Consider the following 18,230-nt stretch of genomic DNA (forward strand, 5'->3'; position numbering starts at 1 on the left):
GCGCTGACTAATTCCCAGGAGTCCCACGTACATGAGCAACATGAACCACGAGCGTGTCCTCAGTGTTCATCACTGGAACGATACCCTGTTCAGCTTCAAGTGCACCCGCGATCCGGGCCTGCGCTTCGAGAACGGGCAGTTCGTGATGATCGGCCTGCAGCAGCCAAACGGCCGCCCGCTGATGCGCGCTTACTCGATTGCCAGCCCGAACTGGGAAGAGCATCTGGAGTTCTTCAGCATCAAGGTGCCGGATGGTCCGTTGACCTCGCAGTTGCAGCATCTGAAGGAAGGCGACGAGATCATCATCAGCAAGAAGCCTACGGGCACGCTGGTGCTGGACGACCTGAAGCCAGGCAAACACCTTTACCTGCTGAGCACCGGCACTGGTCTGGCGCCGTTCATGAGCGTGATTCAGGACCCGGAAACCTACGAGCGTTTCGAAAAAGTCATCCTGTGCCACGGCGTTCGTTACGTGAATGAAGTCGCCTACCGCGAATTCATCACCGAGCACCTGCCGCAGAACGAGTTCTTCGGCGAAGCACTGCGCGACAAGCTGATCTACTACCCGACCGTGACCCGCGAGCCGTTCGAGAACGAAGGTCGCCTGACCGATCTGATGCGCAGCGGCAAGCTGTTCAGCGACATCGGCCTGCCGCCGATCAACCCGCAGGACGACCGCGCCATGCTGTGCGGCAGCCCGAGCATGCTCGACGAAACCAGCGAAGTGTTGAACAGCTTCGGTCTGAAGGTTTCGCCACGGATGCGTGAGCCGGGTGACTACCTGATTGAGCGCGCGTTCGTCGAGAAGTAAGCACCAACAGAAAGCCCCGATTGCCTGCCAAGGCAATCGGGGCTTTTTCGTTTCCGGGGTTTACGCTTCGGCGGGGATGACTTCGAGGACGCGGATCTGCTCGGGCGTCGGATAGTGCCAGCGCACATCCAGATCCCAGAACTGCGCGCCATATTCACGTTCCGGCGCCGGCGTCTGATACGCCGGGCGCGGATCCTGCGCCAGGCACTGTTCGATCAGCTCGACCAATGGCTCGGCAAGACGCAGCGCATGCCTGTTCGCCTGCTGCAGCGCTTCATCCGTCCACTGCACGTCGATCAACTGGGGCGCCGCGCTGGCGATGCTGTTGGAGGCGCTTTCGATGATGTCGGCGTAAGGCACGTAGGGTTTGATGTCGAGAACCGGCGTGCCATCCAGCAGGTCGATGCCGGAAATGAACAGTCGATTGGCTTCAACCTTGTCCAGCTTCACCACCGATTGACCGATGCCGTTCGGCCGATGCGTCGCGCGAGTGGCGAACACGCCCATGGACTTGTTACCGCCAAGACGAGGAGGGCGCACCTTCAGTCGTGGCTTGTCTTCCAGCGCCTGGTGGAACAGGAACAGCAGCCACACATGACTGACCTGTTCCAGACCCTGCACCGCATCGCCCTGATCGAAAGGCGCCACCAGTTCCAGCACGCCACGGGCGGCGGGCGCCAGTTGTGGCTGGCGCGGGATAGCGAACTTCTCCTTGAAGCAGGAGCGGACGAAGCCGATGGGGGACACGCTGTAGGTCATAGGCTTACTGCGGGCGAACGCGCAGGGTCAGGCCCTTGAGGAAGTTGCGCAGCAACTGGTCGCCGCAAGCGCGGTAGTTGGTGTGGCCGACCTTGCGGAACAGTGCGCTCAGCTCAGGCTTGGACACCGGGAACTCGGCAGCCTTGAGGATGGCGTGCATGTCGTCTTCTTTCAGCTCGAAGGCCACGCGCAGTTTTTTCAGAATGATGTTGTTGGTCACCGGCAGTTCGATTGGCTGCGGCGGACGGCTTTCGTCCTTGCCACGCTTGAAGATCACCAGACCGTCGAGGAAGTGCGCGAGGACTTCGTCCGGGCAGCGCACGAAGCCTTCTTCGTCTTGTTCTTTCTTGTCGAGGTATTTCACCAGGTCTTCCAGCGCGATTTCCATGCCGCCGGACTTGGTGATTTCGATGACTTTCTTGTCGCTGATGTCGAGCATGTAGCGCACGCTGCGCAATACGTCGTTATGAATCATGTGGGCAATCCTGATCGTTCGCTGTGGGCATCGCGCGGGGGCAATGCCAAAAATGTGTGGCGGCAAATAAGAGTTGTCAGAACTTCTCTTTGCCGGACAGGTAGCGCCATTGGCCGACCGGCACCTTGCCGATGGACACGCCGCCAATGCGGATGCGGCGCACGCTGATCACCTTCAGGCCTACCGCCTGGCAGAGCTGGGCGATGATTCCTGGCTGCGGGTTTTTCATGGCGAAGCGCAGACGGTTTTCGTTCTGCCAGCTGGCCTTGACCGCCGGCAGCTCCTTGCCCTTGTAGCTCAGGCCGTGGGTCAAGCGGTTGAGGCCGTGGGCAACCATGTCGCCTTCAACCTCGACTACGTATTCCTGCTCGATCTTGGCGGAGTCGGCAGTGAGCTTGCGCAGGATCTTCCAGTCCTGAGTGAACACCAACAGACCGCTGGCATTCGCCTGCAGGTCGGCACTGGCGGTCAGACGCAGGAAGTGCCCGCGCAACGGGCGTTTGCCGTAGCGGTGCTCTTCGCTGAGGGTTTCGGCGCTGATCAACTGCATGGCGCTCTCGACATCGATACCGGCCGGAGCATTGAGCAGGATGGTCACCGGCTCAGGCGCGGTGGCCTTGGCGTCTTTGTCGAGTTCGACTTTCTGGCCTTCGACCTTGAATTGCGGCTCGTCGATGACTTCGCCGTCCACGGTGACCCAGCCGCCCTCGATGAACAGCTCGGCCTCCCGGCGGGAGCAACCGACCAGTTCGATGAGGCGTTTGGAGAGGCGAATCGGGTCAGTCATTTCAGCGGCCGTAACAAAAAATGGGTGGGCATTGTACCTGCCTGGCGCCGGTTAAGCCCGGTTCCATTTGTAGGGTGTTCGTATTTCTTGTGGGATCCAACTATGTTCAGCCGTTGCCTGAGCGTTGTTGATTCTGGCGCAGGCGCATATGCAACAACGGATACGGCTGACCCATGCCATCGACCTCGGAACGGCCGATCACCTCGAAACCTTGCTTGAAGTAGAACCCCAGCGCCTGCGGATTCTGTTCGTTGACGTCCAGTTCATCGGCGTTCAGATGCTGCATCGCGTAATTGAGCAGCTTCTTGCCCAACCCTTGGCCGCGACTGGCCGGATCGATGAACAGCATTTCGATCTTGCCGGCCGCCACGCCGGCGAACCCGGTGATGCGCTGGTGGCCGTCCTTGGTGCAGATCAGCATGACCGCGTCGAGATAGCGCGTCAGCACCAGATTACGCAGCAACTCGATATAGCTGTCCGGCAGAAAATCATGGGTGGCACGAACCGAGGCCTCCCAGACCCGGGTCAGTTCCTGGTAATCGCTGAGCTTCGGTGTGTGGATGACCGAATGGTGGCGCATGCCCGTTAGCCTCTTTGTCATGTGTGAGGGAGTCCTTCCCCTCACAAACGATAGCCGTAAAAAAGCCCCGCATCTCGTCAAGAGAGCAGGGCTTTCTGGATTTTTGCGTTTAGATCTGCTCAGCCCACAGGTCGTATTCGTCGGCGTCAGTCACCTTGCACCAGACTTTATCGCCCGGCTTGAGGTTGCTGCCGTTATCGATGAACACGTTGCCATCGATTTCCGGGGCATCAAAGACGCAACGGCCAACCGCGCCTTGCTCGTCGACTTCATCCACCAGCACTTCGATTTCGCGGCCGATGCGCAGTTGCAGACGCGCCGAGCTGATTTCCTGCTGGTGCGCCATGAAGCGATCCCAGCGATCCTGCTTGACGTCGTCCGGCACGATTTCCAGATCCAGGTCATTGGCCGGTGCGCCTTCCACCGGCGAGTACTGGAAGCAACCCACGCGGTCGAGCTGGGCTTCGGTCAGCCATTCCAGCAGGTACTGGAAATCTTCCTCGGTTTCGCCGGGGAAGCCGACGATGAAGGTCGAACGGATGATCAGATCCGGGCAGATCACGCGCCAGTTCTTGATCCGCGCCAGGGTCTTGTCTTCGAACGCCGGGCGTTTCATCGACTTGAGGACTTTCGGGCTGGCGTGCTGGAACGGGATGTCCAGGTACGGCAGGATCTTGCCGGCAGCCATCAACGGGATCAGCTCGTCAACGTGCGGGTACGGGTAAACGTAGTGCAGACGCACCCAGACGCCCAATGTGCTCAGCGCTTCGCAGAGTTCGGTCATGCGGGTTTTTACCGGCATGCCGTTCCAGAAACCGGTGCGGTATTTGACGTCGACGCCGTAGGCGCTGGTGTCCTGGGAGATTACCAGCAGCTCTTTGACACCGGATTTGACCAGACGCTGAGCTTCGTCGAGCACGTCGCCAACCGGACGGCTGACCAGTTTGCCGCGCATCGACGGGATGATGCAGAAGCTGCAGCTGTGGTTGCAGCCTTCGGAAATCTTCAGGTACGCGTAGTGACGCGGGGTCAGCTTGATGCCTTGCGGTGGCACCAGGTCGATCAGCGGATTGTGATCTTTGCGCGGCGGCACGACTTGGTGCACGGCGTTGACCACTTGCTCGTACTGCTGCGGGCCGGTCACGGCCAGCACGCTCGGGTGCACGTTGCGGATGTTGCCTTCTTCCACGCCCATGCAGCCGGTGACGATGACCTTGCCGTTTTCCTTGATCGCTTCACCGATCACTTCCAGCGATTCAGCCTTGGCCGAGTCGATAAAGCCGCAGGTGTTGACCACCACCACGTCAGCGTCCTGATAAGTGGACACCACGTCATAGCCTTCCATGCGCAGCTGGGTCAGGATTCGTTCGGAGTCGACCAGAGCTTTCGGGCAACCCAGGGATACGAAGCCAACCTTGGGATTGGCTGGCGCAGGAGTGGTGGACATGTCTAACCTCGGTATTTGTGACATCGATCACCTGACTCGGGAATCGACGGATGGGCGCTTGAGCTGCGCCTCTGATCAAAAAGTGCGCAATTCTATCGGCGGACAGCGCACTTGACCAGCTTTATGCAGGGAAATACGACGAGTGCTGCGCTATGCTTCGCGCCTTTGCGCTTTACTGAATTTTTACAGTCAAGAAAACGTCTGTTACAGGGCGTAAAAACGCGCATGCTGCACACAAAGCATAGTGCTTCGTTCAACGAAGCCGGTCTGGAATCAGGAGTTGTTGGATGGGTCAGGCAAGTAGTCACGCGGCAGGCGCCGAGGGTTCGGCCTCCAAGCCGCTGAGCATGCTGGTCGCGGCGGTCGGGGTGGTTTACGGCGATATCGGCACGAGTCCGCTGTACACCCTTAAAGAAGTGTTTTCCGGCGGCTATGGCGTGGCCGTCAATCACGACGGGGTGCTGGGCATTTTGTCGTTGATCTTCTGGTCGCTGATCTGGGTCGTTTCGATCAAGTACATGATGTTCGTGCTGCGCGCCGACAACCAGGGCGAGGGCGGGATCATGGCGCTCACGGCACTGGCGCGGCGGGCGGCGGGTGAGCGCAAGAAATTGCGCTCGCTGCTGGTGGTCTGCGGGCTGATCGGCGCTGCGCTGTTTTACGGCGACAGCATGATCACCCCGGCGATTTCCGTACTGTCGGCGATTGAAGGTCTGGGCCTGGCGTTCGATGGTATCGATCACTGGGTGGTGCCGCTGTCACTGGTCGTTCTGGTCGCGTTGTTTCTGATTCAGAAGCACGGCACAGCGCGGATCGGCATTCTCTTCGGGCCAATCATGGTCACTTGGTTCCTTGTGCTCGGTGCCCTCGGTGTCTATGGCATCAGCCACTCGCCTGAAGTGCTGCATGCGATGAACCCGATGTGGGCGGTGAATTTCTTCGTCGTGCATCCGGGCATGGGCGTGGCGATCCTTGGCGCTGTGGTGCTGGCACTGACCGGTGCCGAAGCGCTGTACGCCGACATGGGCCACTTCGGCCGCAAGCCGATTGCCCGCGCCTGGTTCATCCTCGTGCTCCCGGCGTTGGTGCTGAACTACTTCGGCCAGGGCGCATTGCTGCTGGAAAACCCGGAAGCCGCGCGTAACCCGTTCTACCTGCTGGCGCCGAGCTGGGCGTTGATTCCACTGGTCGGCCTTTCGACCATGGCCACGGTGATCGCCTCACAAGCGGTGATTTCCGGCGCATTCTCGCTGACCCGTCAGGCGATTCAGCTCGGTTACATTCCGCGCATGTACATTCAGCACACTTCCAGCGACGAGCAGGGCCAGATCTACATCGGCGCGGTGAACTGGGCGCTGATGGTCGGCGTGGTATTGCTGGTGCTCGGCTTCGAATCCTCCGGCGCGCTGGCTTCGGCTTACGGCGTGGCGGTGACCGGCACCATGCTGATGACCACGATTCTGGTGTCCGCAGTGATGTTGCTGCTGTGGAAATGGCCACCGATTTTCGCGGTTCCGGTATTGCTCGGCTTTTTGCTGGTGGACGGTCTGTACTTCGCCGCCAACGTGCCGAAAATCGTCCAGGGCGGTGCCTTTCCGGTGATCGCCGGTATCGCGCTGTTCGTGCTGATGACCACCTGGAAGCGCGGCAAGCAGTTGCTGGTCGAGCGCCTCGACGAAGGCGCGCTGCCGCTGCCGATCTTCATCAGCAGCATCCGCGTGCAACCGCCGCACCGCGTGCAGGGCACCGCCGTGTTCCTCACCGCGCGCTCCGACGCCGTGCCGCACGCGCTGTTGCATAACCTGCTGCATAACCAGGTGCTGCACGAGCAGGTGGTATTGCTGACCGTGGTCTACGAAGACATCCCGCGCGTGCCGCCATCACGGCGTTTCGAAGTGGATGCTTACGGAGACGGCTTCTTCCGGGTAATCCTGCACTTCGGCTTCACCGACGAGCCGGACGTGCCGCAGGCGCTGAAGCTGTGTCATCTGGATGACCTCGACTTCAGCCCGATGCGTACGACGTACTTCCTCAGCCGCGAAACGGTGATCGCCTCGAAACTCGAAGGCATGGCCCGCTGGCGTGAAGCGCTGTTCGCGTTCATGTTGAAGAATGCCAATGGGAACTTGCGGTTCTTCAATCTGCCGCTGAACCGGGTGATTGAGTTGGGGACGCAGGTGGAGATGTAAACCGGCCTCAACTAACAGCCCCCGTCAGTCTTGCGACTGGCGGGGGCTTTTTTGTGGTTGACTGTTTGGTCTGACTGCTGGTCGGCCAACAGAAACAGAAGGTTGCAATGTGTTTAATTCAACACAATACTCTGTGCATTATTGTGCGAATCAGCATGTGAGTGAGAGGTGATTATGACGGCATTATTAGAGCGTGCTGACCAAGCTATTTCCGTGACTGCCATGGTCAGGAGCTTCAGTGCGAAGCTCAAGGAGATTTCCAGTCGTGCCACTGAGCGTCTGGTCATCTTCAAGGACAACCAACCGGCAGCGGTCATCATCAATGTGCAGGCCTATCAGGAAATGCTGGATGAGCTTGAGAATCTTCGCATTGAAGCGGCAGCTCGCGAGCGTCTAAGCAATTTTGACCAGACCAAGGCAGTCAGCCATGACGATATGCGGGCAAGGTACGCCAAAAAGGATTAAGGGAGCGCTGGATGGTTTGGGGAGTGATTTATCATCCGGAAGTCCAGGGAGATCTGGATCAACTGGGATCGTCGGCAGCCAATCGGATACTTGATGTTATCGAGGAGCGGATCATCAACGGCGAGCCGGACAAAAGTGGTAAACCGCTCAGAGCCAGTCTTGCCGGTTGTAGAAGGATTCGAGCCGGCGACACGAGAATTGTCTATCGAGTCGATGGCAGGGCCATACAGGTGTTGATCGTCGCTGTTGGCGCGCGGCGTGACGAAGAGGTGTACGACGCTGCGGAGCGCCGCCTCTAAACAAAAAGCCCCCGTCAGTCTTGCGACTGGTGGGAGCTTTTTGTTTTTTTGCGTCCGACCTGGGTTTTCAGAAGCGGTATTGCTTGGCTTCCACGCACATCCGGCGGAGCAATTCCTTGGCGTTTTCGGGCGACATCACGTGTGCGTGCAGCATGCGCGAAAGGTGTGCGTACTCTAGGCGCAATCCGGTGGCAAAAATCCCCGGGTCGTCCGAGCCGATGACCACGCTCACGGGACCGTCTACCGGATGTTTGCCCAGCCCCAGCCAGTTGCGCGCGTGGTGATCGTTATAGCTTTTGTGGATGCTGATCCGCAGGTTGCTGCTCGGCAGCGTTTCAATCGCGATCGAGCGCTCACGCAGCAAGTGCAGCGTCGCGTTCTGGATGGCGCGGATGACTTTGGGGCGCAATACGTCATTGTCCCGCGAAACGACCACGTCCTCGCGCGCGGCCTTCAACTCTTCGCTGCTCGCGTCGACGCCGTGCCGGCGCAGGAAGTGCCTGAGAGCTTTGGCGTTGCCTTGGCGGGCGTTGGCAAAGCAGCGGGCTTCGAAGCGGCGATTAGGATCTACATCGTCCACGCTTGCGCTCTGCGCGAGAGGATCGAGGGAGCGCAGTTTCCACGACTCGGCCAGAAGGTCCGGAGTTATACGTGGCTCGTTCCAGATCCTCATCGACAGGTGCTGAATCTCCGCTTCAATCAACGGCAGGCTATCAATGTGGGTGCGGGTCGACAGCAGCATTTCTCTGGCGAATACCAAGTCGTCCAGACGCTCTTCGGCCGGCATGACCACATAGCCGCTGACTGCCTGCCACCACGTTTTCGGATCCAGCCCGGAAGCTGTGCCATGGCCGATCCGGCAGCCCGCATCGAAGTCGAGAAAGACCACCGCCTCGTGGATCGCGCGTATGCCGGAGACAATGTGTCCGAAGTCTTCACCGGCGTGATAGGTAAAGCGACGAATCCCGGCCTGGCGCATGCGCCGAAACACCGGCGCGAATACTTCAGGGCCGGCGTGCCGTTCATTGCTGGCGGCATCGATGCCGCGAATCAGCGTTTCGAGTCCGGGTGTGCGCTGGATCAGCGCCACCAGTGCTCGCGCACGCTGATCGGATTCACGGCGCACTTTCGCGTCCCGGCAAATCGCGCGCAGTTTGTCTCCGGTGAAGAAGCTTTCGCGCTCCTTCTTGTCGCTCTGTTTGACGAAGTGCGGCACCAGCCCCAGGCGTAAGCGTCGGGGCGAGCTGGGGATGTGGCTGGTACCGGGTTGCTCTGGCGAAATGCCAGGCCATTGATCATCGCCTTTTTCCAGCCGGCGGACTCGGCTCAGCAAGTCCGACAGAGAGCGATACTCGCGTGCTTCGCGCATCACCCCGGCAGGTCGCGCCACCGCTTCGCCAAGGAACTCCAGATAACCGCGCAAGATCAATCCGAGCAATTTTGCACTGTCATCGGGCGTCATTTTCGGGGTGAAGCGACCTTCCAGGAAGTCCACGCCTTTTTGCTGTCCGCGCTCGATCTGGCGGAAACGCTCGGCGTAGTCCTTTTCTGTCGCTTCGCGCAACTCGTTGAGGGTGATGCTTTGAAACTGATCGAAGCCTTTCTGATCTGCTTGCTGAATCAGCAAACGACAGAACTGCGCGCGCAGCAACGCGTAGTGCCAGAGCAGCAGGCCGCTGGTGTGATCCATCCGTTGCTCATCGAAGCCCTTGAACAGTGTCACCAGTTGCCAGGCTTCCTTGACCACTCTGGGCGTCTGCGAAGACAGGCGCCGCAAACAGTGTTCCTGGGCACGTCGATAGGCCGCGACCGGCGGTTCGCCACACGTCTGGGGTACTTTCCCGGCAGCGTGGTTCAACAAGCGTGCCTTCAGTGCCGCAGCGCTGGTGACCCGCTGCATCAGTCGCTCCGGGGAAAGGTCCGGATCTTCTTGTTGCAGCAAGCGTTTCACGCCATTGCCGATCGGGATCCTGATGCCGATGTCTTGTTTGATGGTCTTGGCCGTAAGACCGCCGACCACCTGTTCCGGGCGCTCCAGCGCGTCGAACCAGACCTTTTCCGCCTCGGTGGTGCCGTTGAGGTGCAGATGGGTTTCGTCCAGCCCCTCGGTGCGGCACAGGTGATCGAGAAACGGATCATCGTCCACCGGCAGGGTGGAATCGCACAGCCATGCGTTGATCCGGCTGACAGCGCGCCGCAACTCGTGAGCTGAGGGAGTGGTGTCGGACAAGTCCAGACGCTGCGCCATCCAGGCCGAGGTGATCAGCAGCGGCGGAACCACCAGCACCAGATCCTGCCACGGCTCCAACAGGCGTGTGCGCACGCGGATCGAACCGTCGCGACCTTCGCACAGGAACAGGTCGCCGAGGCACCACAACAGTTCCGGCAGATTGCCATTGAGGTCATCGTCCGTGCCTTTCGGCGGATTCTGCCCACGACCCAGGCGCAGGCTGCCCGGATACTGATCGGGCACTGCGGTGCGGCCATTGATCCGCTTCACGATCCGCGCGATCCGGTTCTCGACGCCCTCATCGGTCAACGCAGGATGCAGTCGGCGCATTTCCAGGAAACGTCCGGTGCTGTGGGCGTCGTTCAAGATTGCCTGTTGCTCGCGAGTGAAGTGCTTGAGCGGCTCGACCCCGAGGGGCGCTGATTGCGCCATCCGCTCGAAGGCGCGCATCAGGTCGAGGTTGCCCAGCACGCACTTGGCGTAATCCACCAACTCACGAGCCTCGAACAGCTCGTTGGCGAGGGGCGAGGACTGCCCGGGTTTATTTCGTGACATTGCGTGGCACGACGTTGAGGACGTGGTAGAAGCCTTCAACCGATAATGTGCGTTGGTTGGCGGGCTGAACGATAGGACCGATTTTGATCCGAATGGAAGGTGGAGTCAGCCAACTCTCAAAGTTAGGAGTAACTTTGAAGCGATTCTCTTTTTGATTGTCTCTCCAGTCAGTCAATGCTTGGAGTGCGGTGACTTTCAGGGGATTGGGAGTCCAGTCTTCGAGATCTTCATCGTCATTGGGATTCAGGAAAGCCCACACAAGTGGGCAGGATAGGACAATGATCGCCAAAGGATGAAGGGATGCCTCCGTTCGGGATCCCTGAATGCGTCCAAGTGCCTCCCGCAAGGGGCGATCAGAAACTTTCGGACTTTCCTTACGCCCGGACAAACCTGAGGTGAGTACGAGAATGCCATGCAAGATGTTGGCTATCTGCCGATGCAGAATCTGTCCGCTTTTCCAAGACGACGTCACCTTTTCATCCAAATCCATCAGGTCGTCATGAATACGCGAAGCAATGCTGCCAAGCGTTGCAGGAGAAACTGCGGCGTTCAGGTGGGAGGCGCGTGCGAAGGCGTGCCAGTCTCTGAGGTTTTGCTCAAAGTTGTCGAAATCTTCATCGGGAGGAGAGTCGCCCCCATCTTCTCCGCTCCCCGAATCCTCATCGCTCAGCTCTTCGTCGGCTTCGGTCGCAAAGTTGAGCTCATCTTGGGTTTTTTCGCGCTTGAACGGAGGAATGGTGGCGAAGACCGAATGAGCAGTCAGGTCGCTAATGTCGATGGACATCAACAGGTCACCAATTACAGCGAAAAGGGACAGGGCTGAAAGTGTGCGAAACATTTCACCGCGCGCGCTGAAGCGTTTGTAGACGATCAGTCTCAGGATCTCGCTGAACTTTCCACTTCGCTCCTGAATAAGGTCGTCTATGGAGAACCAACTGACACTTTGGCGAACCCGGCGATCTCCATATCCAGCGTGATTCATAAGGTAAATCCAACTCGCGGCCGCGGGATTGAGCTCATCATCGTTGAGGTTGCAAAGATCCCCGATGGTCAGGTGATCGCCACTTTTCACAGGATCGTTTAAGCCATACACGCGAAGTAGATTATCTTTAGGGGAAAGTTTGTGAGTCAGTCCTACGGTCCCAAATGAGCTGGCAGGTACTTTGCCGATTTCTTGACGGCGGGACCTATCGATGGCACCGATACGCGCTGCTATCTCGGGTAGGGAGGGGGATGAGTTGGTCCAAAGAAAGCTGAAAATCGACGTACGGGTCTCTTTGTCGATGTTCTCTGGACGTCGCATCATCGTAACGGGCAACGCCAGGGCGAACAGTGCCCTTAATGCTCCCCCGTTGCGCGTCTCTAAGCCTTGGGCAAGTGCTAACGCTAAGCAGTGCAGCACAACGGCCCTGACAGGGTCGATTGGAACCCCAAATTGCAGTAACTCAGGCGCATCGCTCTGGTTGGTCAGCCATTCGAACGCAGATCTGAGCGCGTAATCGAAGTTGCCTCGTTCGATGAGATCGATGGGGATCAAACTGGCTCTGAGTCGAGTTTCAAATACCTTAAAAATCATCTGACGACTAAACTTTTGGTCGTCCTGATTCAGTGCTTGTAGATATCCAATCACCAAGCGCAGGTGTTCCATGGAGACGAAGTCAAAAAACGGCTGCGTTGTTCCATCCTTTCCAGCAGTAACTTTCGGATTTTCTCGCCTGCCCACAAAGGCAGGTTTTGTAACGCGGCCTGCTCTTGGCTGGTCTTAACTGCAATCCCCGAGCGCTGCATGATTCCGCCCAATGGCAACATCGGGATTCGATTCTGTGGAGGCACAATTTTTAGCAGGTACTGTTCTTCCAGTTCGAGCACCGCGCGGCTGAGGTTGTGTTTATCACCGCCGATGATCGTGGGGTCATTCTTCATGACCTGCTCCCCGAACGAACTGTAAATATTGCGTCGCAGCAGTCGGCCATAGAGGTCCAAGTCTCCCGATAGCAACAGAACAAGCCGGGGAGATGTCAGGTATTTACGGATGGTCTCAAGGATCGTGTGGCCGTGGTTAAAGTTTGTATCCACGTCGTCAAAGGCAATGACGAAAGCTTCTTTCTGGTTGAGTATGCTCAGAGCAGTTTCAAGATAAATGCTGAATTTAAGCTCAAACGACCGACCTTTCTTGGCTTTGTTCAATCCACGGCTCATGATCCAGTTGGCATCTTCCCATTCGTTGCCATAAGCTTTATCGGGTCCGATTCCATCCAATAGGCCAAGACCTTCAGCCAAGTCCTGTCGTGGCTTCTCCATCCGATCGTTTTGGTCCGTAACTTTCGCGATGGCTGCCTCGATCATCGACAGTATGACAATGATGATGTTTTCTTTGGTTTCAATCAGCGTGGGGTCAATCATAGGCAGCACATGAAGCTTGCCAGACAGTTCCGAAAGGTTTTTGTCTTCTGCCCGATCTTTTTCTTCTGGTTTGTCCAACCTTTTGAGTGCATTTAGAAGAAACGTGGTTTTACCGCTTCCTCGGCCACCTTCTACGAGGATAGCGTTGTGGGCGCGCGTGTAGCTCAGGGACGTTTCACTGAATGCGGTGTAGGACTCTTTAGGGATGGTTTGCAGCTGCTCGCTGATCAGTTGGTCCAGCCGCTTTATGGCATCTTTTTGCAAAATGTCGTCGGGTTGCTCGAGTCTTTTGAATAGGTTGATTACCAGCGGCGTCTCACTCATCTCGGTTTCCCTTCCTGAAAAATAGGACTAGTTTACTTGGAGATTTGGGTGATGGCGAGATAATGGCCTTGGCGCCTTTCTTCGCTCGCTCATGCGTCCGCTTTCAATTGAAAATGAACCGCCCGCCCACAAAAAAGCCCCCGCAGCCATAACGCTGCGAGGGCTTTTTGTCAGGTCGGCTTCAGATCACTCTTCGGCAACCGAATCCTTGCTCTGACGCTTCTCGATCAGATCCACCAACCGCTTGGCCAGCGCCGGGTAGTTCTCGTCGAAGTGATGGCCGCCAGGCAGTTTCACCGCCTCACCCACCGCAGTCTTGTCGGTGCAGCCGCTTTCATCGGCCTCTTCTTCACCGTAGATACACACGACCTTGGCCGCTGGCAGTTTGGCCATTTCCGGGCCGGTGGCGGCTTCTTTGCCGGCGTTGCCGAGCCAGCCTTCGACTTCGATTTCGAAGCTGCCGGTGCGGGCGAAGGCCAGCAGGATGATAGCGTCTACGCGCTGCTGCTCGGTTTCAGGCAGGCGGTTGTAGATCGCCGGCAAGACGTCGGCGCCGAACGAGTAACCGGTGAGGACGAAGCGTTTGGTGCCCCATTTCTGCCGGTAGTGCTGCATCAGCTCGGTGAGGTCCAGTGCGCTTTGCTCCGGGCTCTTGTGCTGCCAGTAGTAGCGCAGGGTGTCGATGCCGACCACCGGGTAGCCGATCTTGGCCATTTCGCCGGCCACGTCGCGGTCGAGGTCGCGCCAGCCGCCGTCACCCGAGAGGAACAGGGTTACGGTGTCCTTGGCTTGACCGGCCGGGACTTCTACCACTGGAATCTGCAGACCACCGGCAGCTTTGTCGCCGCCGACGAGGATTTTGCGCAGTTCGTTGTTCAGCACTTGCGGCAGATTGATGTCGTAGTCGCTGATGCTGGTTTCGGCGTTCGGTTGATCGCGCACGAAACCTGCGCTGGCGTCGTCCGGGTTGTCGTTCCACGCCACCAGCCAATGGCCGTGGGCAGCGGCTTTCGGCAGCAGGTGAGTGCAGCCGGGTTTTTCCAGTGCGAGGTCGACGGACACGGCTTGGGCCTTGTCGTCTTTCTGCTCGGACAACCAGCGCCATGCCAGCACCGCGCCAGGGCCTATGCCGCTGACCAGTGTGGCCGGGCCGTTCAGTTCACGCAGGCCGGTTTGCAGCGCGCGGCTTTGCAGCAGGCAGTCTTTGGGCAGAATCACCTGAACGATCTGCGCCGAGGCGCTGCGGCTCAGAGTGCTCAGTTGCTTGTCGCTGAGTTTCTGTTCGTCGGTGACGGCCACCAGCACCTGCGCCTTGGGCTTGGTGCCAGGGATGATGCGGGTCATGGCCGTGCCATCGGCCGCTTTCAGCTGTTCGAGGGTCGGTTCCGGTGCCGGGCGTTTGAGGTACCAGAAACCGCCGCCGGCAATCACTGCCAGCACAATCAGTGCGGCCAGGATGTACTTCAGGGAGCGTTGAATCATCAGCGTTTCACCAATCCAGTCAAGCCGCCCGCGATCAGGGCAGCAGTGTCGGCCAGCGCCACCAGCGGATCGAGTCCGGCGGGCACGGCCATATAACGGGGTTCCCAGTCAGGCTGGAACTTGTCTTTGAAGCGGCGCAAGCCTTGGAAGTTGTACAGCTGCTCACCACGGCGGAAAACCATCGAACCCAGACGCTGGGTCAGCGGTGCACCACGGCGGGGTTGCAACCCCGACAACGGCACCATGCCCAGGCTGAAGCGCGCGTATCCGTGACTCTTATAGTGTTGAATCAGGCCGACCATCATGAATTCCATGGTCAGCTTCGGCGCGTCCGGGTGTGCGCGCATCAGATCGAGACTGGCCAGGTCATGGCTGTAAGTCTCGAGCAGATTGGCGAACGCCACCGGGCGGCCTTCGAAGCGAATCACCGCGATGCGGAAATGCTTCAGGTAATCGTGGCTGAAGCGGCCGAGGGAGAAGCCTTTCTCGCGCACGTTCTTGCCGGTCAGCCAGGCGTCGGAAATCACCTTGAGTTCATCCATCGGTGCATGCCCCGGCTCGTGGATTTCCAGCGACAGGCCATCGCGGGTGCCACGGTTCCAGGTGTAACGCAGGTCCTTCATCTCTTTGCCTTTGGCTTCCAGGTCAAAGCGAATCAGATCGACCCGGGCTTCTTCGCCGAGTTTGATCGCGGTCAGGCCGATGTCCATGTAGTACGGCAGGTTCTCCGCGCGCACTTGGTAGAACACCGGTCGGGCGTGATAGATGTCGCACAGGTCACGGAACTGCCAGATCATTTCCGCGCGTTGCTGGCCGGGGCCGATCGGGTCGTACAGCGCCACCAGACTGCGCCCACGGCGGGCGTACATCAGAAAGGCTTCGTCGTTGGGGTGGAACAGCAGCGCCTTGTCACCGGTCAGGGCGAGGCCGCCATCGGGTTGCGCCGAGGCCATCAGGATCTTCGAGGCGCGTTCCAGCTCATCCGGCGTCGGCAAGTGGATCACCGGGCGCGCGGTGCGCAACAGCCAGGTCAGGGCGATCACGATCAGCAACACCGCAGCGCCGAGCAACGAACGCAGACCGCGCGGGGCGTCAGCGTCGAGGGTGAACTGCCACCAGAGCTGATGGCTGTACGGCACGTCTTGATAGGCGAACAGCAGCAGCCAGGTTGAGGCACCGAGCACGCACAGACTGGCGACCAGATACAGCGGCGAGAAGGGCAACTCGGTCAAACGACTCGGGCGATAGAACGAGCGGCGGAACACCCCCAGCAGACTCGCGGTGAGCGTCATCAAAAGCGCTTCTTCCCAATCGAAACCCTTGAGCAGCGAAAGCAGGGCGCCGACCAGCAGCAGAATGGTGGTGAGCATCCATGCCGCCGACAAGCGCCGACGCAAGCCTTGTGCGAGCAGCAAGCACAGCACGCCGATCAGGCTGGCGCCGAAGTGCGATGCATCAACCAGACGATGCGGGATCAGAAAGCCAATGTGCTCGAGACGGGTGTCGATCTCAGGAGTCGCGCCGGAAAACAGCAGCACCACGCCGGACAGGAATACCAGCACCGCGAGAATCGGCGCCGCCAGACCGGAAGCCGCACGCATCGTCTGCGACTGAAACAGGCGCTGGCCTTCGTTGATCAGCAGCAGTACGCAGGCCACTAGCAGCGGCAGCACCACATAGATCAGGCGATACAGCAGCAGCGCAGCGGCCAGCGGCGCGGCACCCAGTTTGTCGGCAAAGGCAGCCAGCAGAATCGCTTCGAACACGCCGACGCCGCCCGGCACATGGCTGAGCACGCCAGCGGCCAGGGCCAGCAAGTACACCAGCAGGAACGCGCCAAATGGCGGCGCCTCGGGCAGCAGCAGATACAACACGGTGGCGGCAGCGGCGACGTCGAGGGCGGTGATGATCAGTTGCAGGAAGGTCAGGCGCCGACCCGGCAGGCGCAGGGTGCGGCGGCCGGCCTTGACCAGCAGGTTGTCACGGTAAGGCTGTTCCGGCAGGCGCCGGCGATAGATGCCGACAGCCAAAGCTGCGCCGAGCAGCAGCACCACCGAGGCGACGCTGCCCAGCAACATCTCGGACAGTCCCAAGGCTTGGGAAGCGGCAGGCAAGTCGCTCAGTGTGGCGAGGGCCGCCAGCGGGGGCAGGGCGCAGCCAAGAGACAGGCTGGCAAACAGGGTCATGTGCGCGACTTCCGACGCGCCCAGACCATGGCGTGCATATAAACGGTAGCGCACCGAGCCGCCGGACAGCAGCGACAGCCCGATCGCGTTGCCAATGGCGAAGGCTGTGAAGCCGCCCATGGCCAGGGTTTGCGGCGGCAGCGTCACGCCCGCATAACGACTGGCCGACCATTCATAGCCCAGCAGAATAATGAAGCCGATCGCAGTCGCGCCCAGAGCACCGAGCAATGCCGGTCGCGGAACGTCGAGAATAGAGTCGTGGAGCGCATCGAGATCCAGCTCGCTGAGCAGATGACGACAGGCAATCAGCGCGATGGCGAACAGCAGCAGAGTGACGGCCAGACCAATCGGTTGCCGGTATTTGCTGATTCGATCCAGCAAGCGCAGGCGCTCAGGCTTGATCGGTTGGTTCGCTGTGACGGTGTCTTGTGGATCAGACGATTTGGCGCGCATCAATCACCTCTTGGATTGTGCGCGACAGGATGGAGGTATCCAGCCAAGTTACCAATCCCTGTAGGAAAAAATAATCACAAAATATTACGCCTCCCACCGAGGATCGGCGAGGGCATCTCATGGATTGCAGACCCGTTGCCCGCGACTCAAGCATAGTCGCAGCACAGCAGGTTTGATGATCCTGAGCGGTTCACTGCACAGTGACAGATCATTGTTGCGAAAGGACTTTTTCGACAGATACAAAAAAGGCCACTCTTTCGAGTAGCCTTTTTTGATGTTTGGTTGCGGGAGCCGGATTTGAACCGACGACCTTCGGGTTATGAGCCCGACGAGCTACCAGACTGCTCCATCCCGCGTCTGTGTGGCGGCATTCTACAGAGGAACGGCGGAGTGTCAACCGCTAATCTCGAGAAGATTCAAATAAATGCCAAATCGCGTCATTCTGTCGCAGGGCGGCGCTAAGTTCCGGAATCTTAAAGAATTCCTTTGCAGCGCAGACCCATAAGCAGCTCTCTATAAAGGAAGAAACTGACGCGCACAAAAAAGGCCACTCTTTCGAGTAGCCTTTTTTGATGTTTGGTTGCGGGAGCCGGATTTGAACCGACGACCTTCGGGTTATGAGCCCGACGAGCTACCAGACTGCTCCATCCCGCGTCTGTGTGTCGGCATTCTACAGAGGATCGCCGGGGTGTCAACCCGCAATCCAGATAAAAAGCTTAAGGTTCAATCAGTTAGCCGTTTGACTGAGACGGCTTGCGGGGCTGAGGCGCAGGCGGGGCAAGGGC

14 protein-coding genes and 2 tRNA genes are annotated in these 18,230 nt (G+C 58.9%); 4 read left to right on the forward strand and 12 right to left on the reverse strand.

Features of this window, described 5'->3' with window-relative positions; translation table 11 throughout:
• Positions 1 to 31: 31 nt before the first annotated feature.
• Entirely contained in the window at positions 32 to 811 is a 780-nt protein-coding gene (fpr, locus tag ACOI8A_RS11155; RefSeq protein WP_003443014.1) for a ferredoxin-NADP reductase, read from the forward strand.
• 60 nt (positions 812 to 871) lie between these two features.
• On the opposite strand, the gene tsaA is transcribed toward fpr, so the two are convergent.
• From tsaA to rimO, 5 genes are all read right to left on the reverse strand, one after another.
• Positions 872 to 1,570 carry a tRNA (N6-threonylcarbamoyladenosine(37)-N6)-methyltransferase TrmO gene (gene tsaA / locus ACOI8A_RS11160; protein ID WP_420648256.1) on the reverse strand — a complete coding sequence of 233 codons (699 nt, stop codon included), beginning with the start codon at positions 1,568 to 1,570 and terminating at the stop codon, positions 872 to 874.
• A 4-nt stretch (positions 1,571 to 1,574) separates the two neighbouring features.
• The gene (locus tag ACOI8A_RS11165; protein ID WP_420648255.1) at positions 1,575 to 2,045 is read right to left on the reverse strand and encodes a DUF1456 family protein; all 471 of its coding nucleotides are present in this window, start codon (positions 2,043 to 2,045) and stop codon (positions 1,575 to 1,577) included.
• 76 nt (positions 2,046 to 2,121) lie between these two features.
• Positions 2,122 to 2,832: an rRNA pseudouridine synthase gene (locus tag ACOI8A_RS11170; RefSeq protein ID WP_420651351.1), complete on the reverse strand. Its 711-nt coding sequence runs from the start codon at positions 2,830 to 2,832 to the stop codon at positions 2,122 to 2,124.
• 106 nt (positions 2,833 to 2,938) lie between these two features.
• The gene (locus tag ACOI8A_RS11175; protein ID WP_420648383.1) at positions 2,939 to 3,412 is read right to left on the reverse strand and encodes a GNAT family N-acetyltransferase; all 474 of its coding nucleotides are present in this window, start codon (positions 3,410 to 3,412) and stop codon (positions 2,939 to 2,941) included.
• Positions 3,413 to 3,521: 109 nt separating this feature from the next.
• On the reverse strand, positions 3,522 to 4,859 hold the full coding sequence (gene rimO / locus ACOI8A_RS11180; RefSeq protein ID WP_420648253.1) for a 30S ribosomal protein S12 methylthiotransferase RimO: 1,338 nt from the start codon (positions 4,857 to 4,859) through the stop codon (positions 3,522 to 3,524).
• 347 nt (positions 4,860 to 5,206) lie between these two features.
• Here rimO and ACOI8A_RS11185 point away from each other — a divergent pair, with 347 nt between their 5' ends.
• From ACOI8A_RS11185 to ACOI8A_RS11195, 3 genes are all read left to right on the forward strand, one after another.
• Positions 5,207 to 7,048 (forward strand): potassium transporter Kup, encoded by a 1,842-nt coding sequence (locus ACOI8A_RS11185; protein WP_420648382.1) that lies wholly within the window; start codon positions 5,207 to 5,209, stop codon positions 7,046 to 7,048.
• A gap of 174 nt (positions 7,049 to 7,222) precedes the next feature.
• A complete protein-coding gene (locus tag ACOI8A_RS11190) occupies positions 7,223 to 7,513 on the forward strand; it encodes a type II toxin-antitoxin system Phd/YefM family antitoxin (protein ID WP_420648252.1) in 291 nt (96 codons plus the stop codon).
• Between the two features lie 11 nt (positions 7,514 to 7,524).
• Positions 7,525 to 7,812 carry a type II toxin-antitoxin system RelE family toxin gene (locus tag ACOI8A_RS11195; RefSeq protein ID WP_420648251.1) on the forward strand — a complete coding sequence of 96 codons (288 nt, stop codon included), beginning with the start codon at positions 7,525 to 7,527 and terminating at the stop codon, positions 7,810 to 7,812.
• Between the two features lie 67 nt (positions 7,813 to 7,879).
• Here ACOI8A_RS11195 and ACOI8A_RS11200 read toward each other — a convergent pair whose 3' ends face one another.
• The 7 genes from ACOI8A_RS11200 to ACOI8A_RS11230 form a co-directional block, all read right to left on the reverse strand.
• On the reverse strand, positions 7,880 to 10,597 hold the full coding sequence (locus ACOI8A_RS11200) for an adenosine deaminase (protein ID WP_420648250.1): 2,718 nt from the start codon (positions 10,595 to 10,597) through the stop codon (positions 7,880 to 7,882).
• Positions 10,584 to 12,245: a hypothetical protein gene (locus ACOI8A_RS11205; RefSeq protein ID WP_420648249.1), complete on the reverse strand. Its 1,662-nt coding sequence runs from the start codon at positions 12,243 to 12,245 to the stop codon at positions 10,584 to 10,586. The genes ACOI8A_RS11200 and ACOI8A_RS11205 overlap by 14 nt, the downstream gene beginning before the upstream one ends.
• The gene (locus tag ACOI8A_RS11210) at positions 12,224 to 13,324 is read right to left on the reverse strand and encodes a hypothetical protein (protein ID WP_420648248.1); all 1,101 of its coding nucleotides are present in this window, start codon (positions 13,322 to 13,324) and stop codon (positions 12,224 to 12,226) included. The genes ACOI8A_RS11205 and ACOI8A_RS11210 overlap by 22 nt, the downstream gene beginning before the upstream one ends.
• Before the next feature lie 186 nt (positions 13,325 to 13,510).
• Entirely contained in the window at positions 13,511 to 14,806 is a 1,296-nt protein-coding gene (locus tag ACOI8A_RS11215; RefSeq protein ID WP_420648247.1) for a virulence factor family protein, read from the reverse strand.
• The gene (gene mprF, locus ACOI8A_RS11220; protein WP_420648246.1) at positions 14,806 to 17,445 is read right to left on the reverse strand and encodes a bifunctional lysylphosphatidylglycerol flippase/synthetase MprF; all 2,640 of its coding nucleotides are present in this window, start codon (positions 17,443 to 17,445) and stop codon (positions 14,806 to 14,808) included. Before mprF ends, ACOI8A_RS11215 begins: the two co-directional genes overlap by 1 nt.
• Before the next feature lie 279 nt (positions 17,446 to 17,724).
• Positions 17,725 to 17,801 (reverse strand) — tRNA-Met (locus ACOI8A_RS11225).
• 221 nt (positions 17,802 to 18,022) lie between these two features.
• A tRNA-Met gene (locus ACOI8A_RS11230) sits at positions 18,023 to 18,099 on the reverse strand.
• Between the last annotated feature and the right edge of the window lie 131 nt (positions 18,100 to 18,230).

The organism is Pseudomonas sp. P4795, assembly GCF_048822895.1.
In the GTDB taxonomy this organism is placed as follows: domain Bacteria; phylum Pseudomonadota; class Gammaproteobacteria; order Pseudomonadales; family Pseudomonadaceae; genus Aquipseudomonas.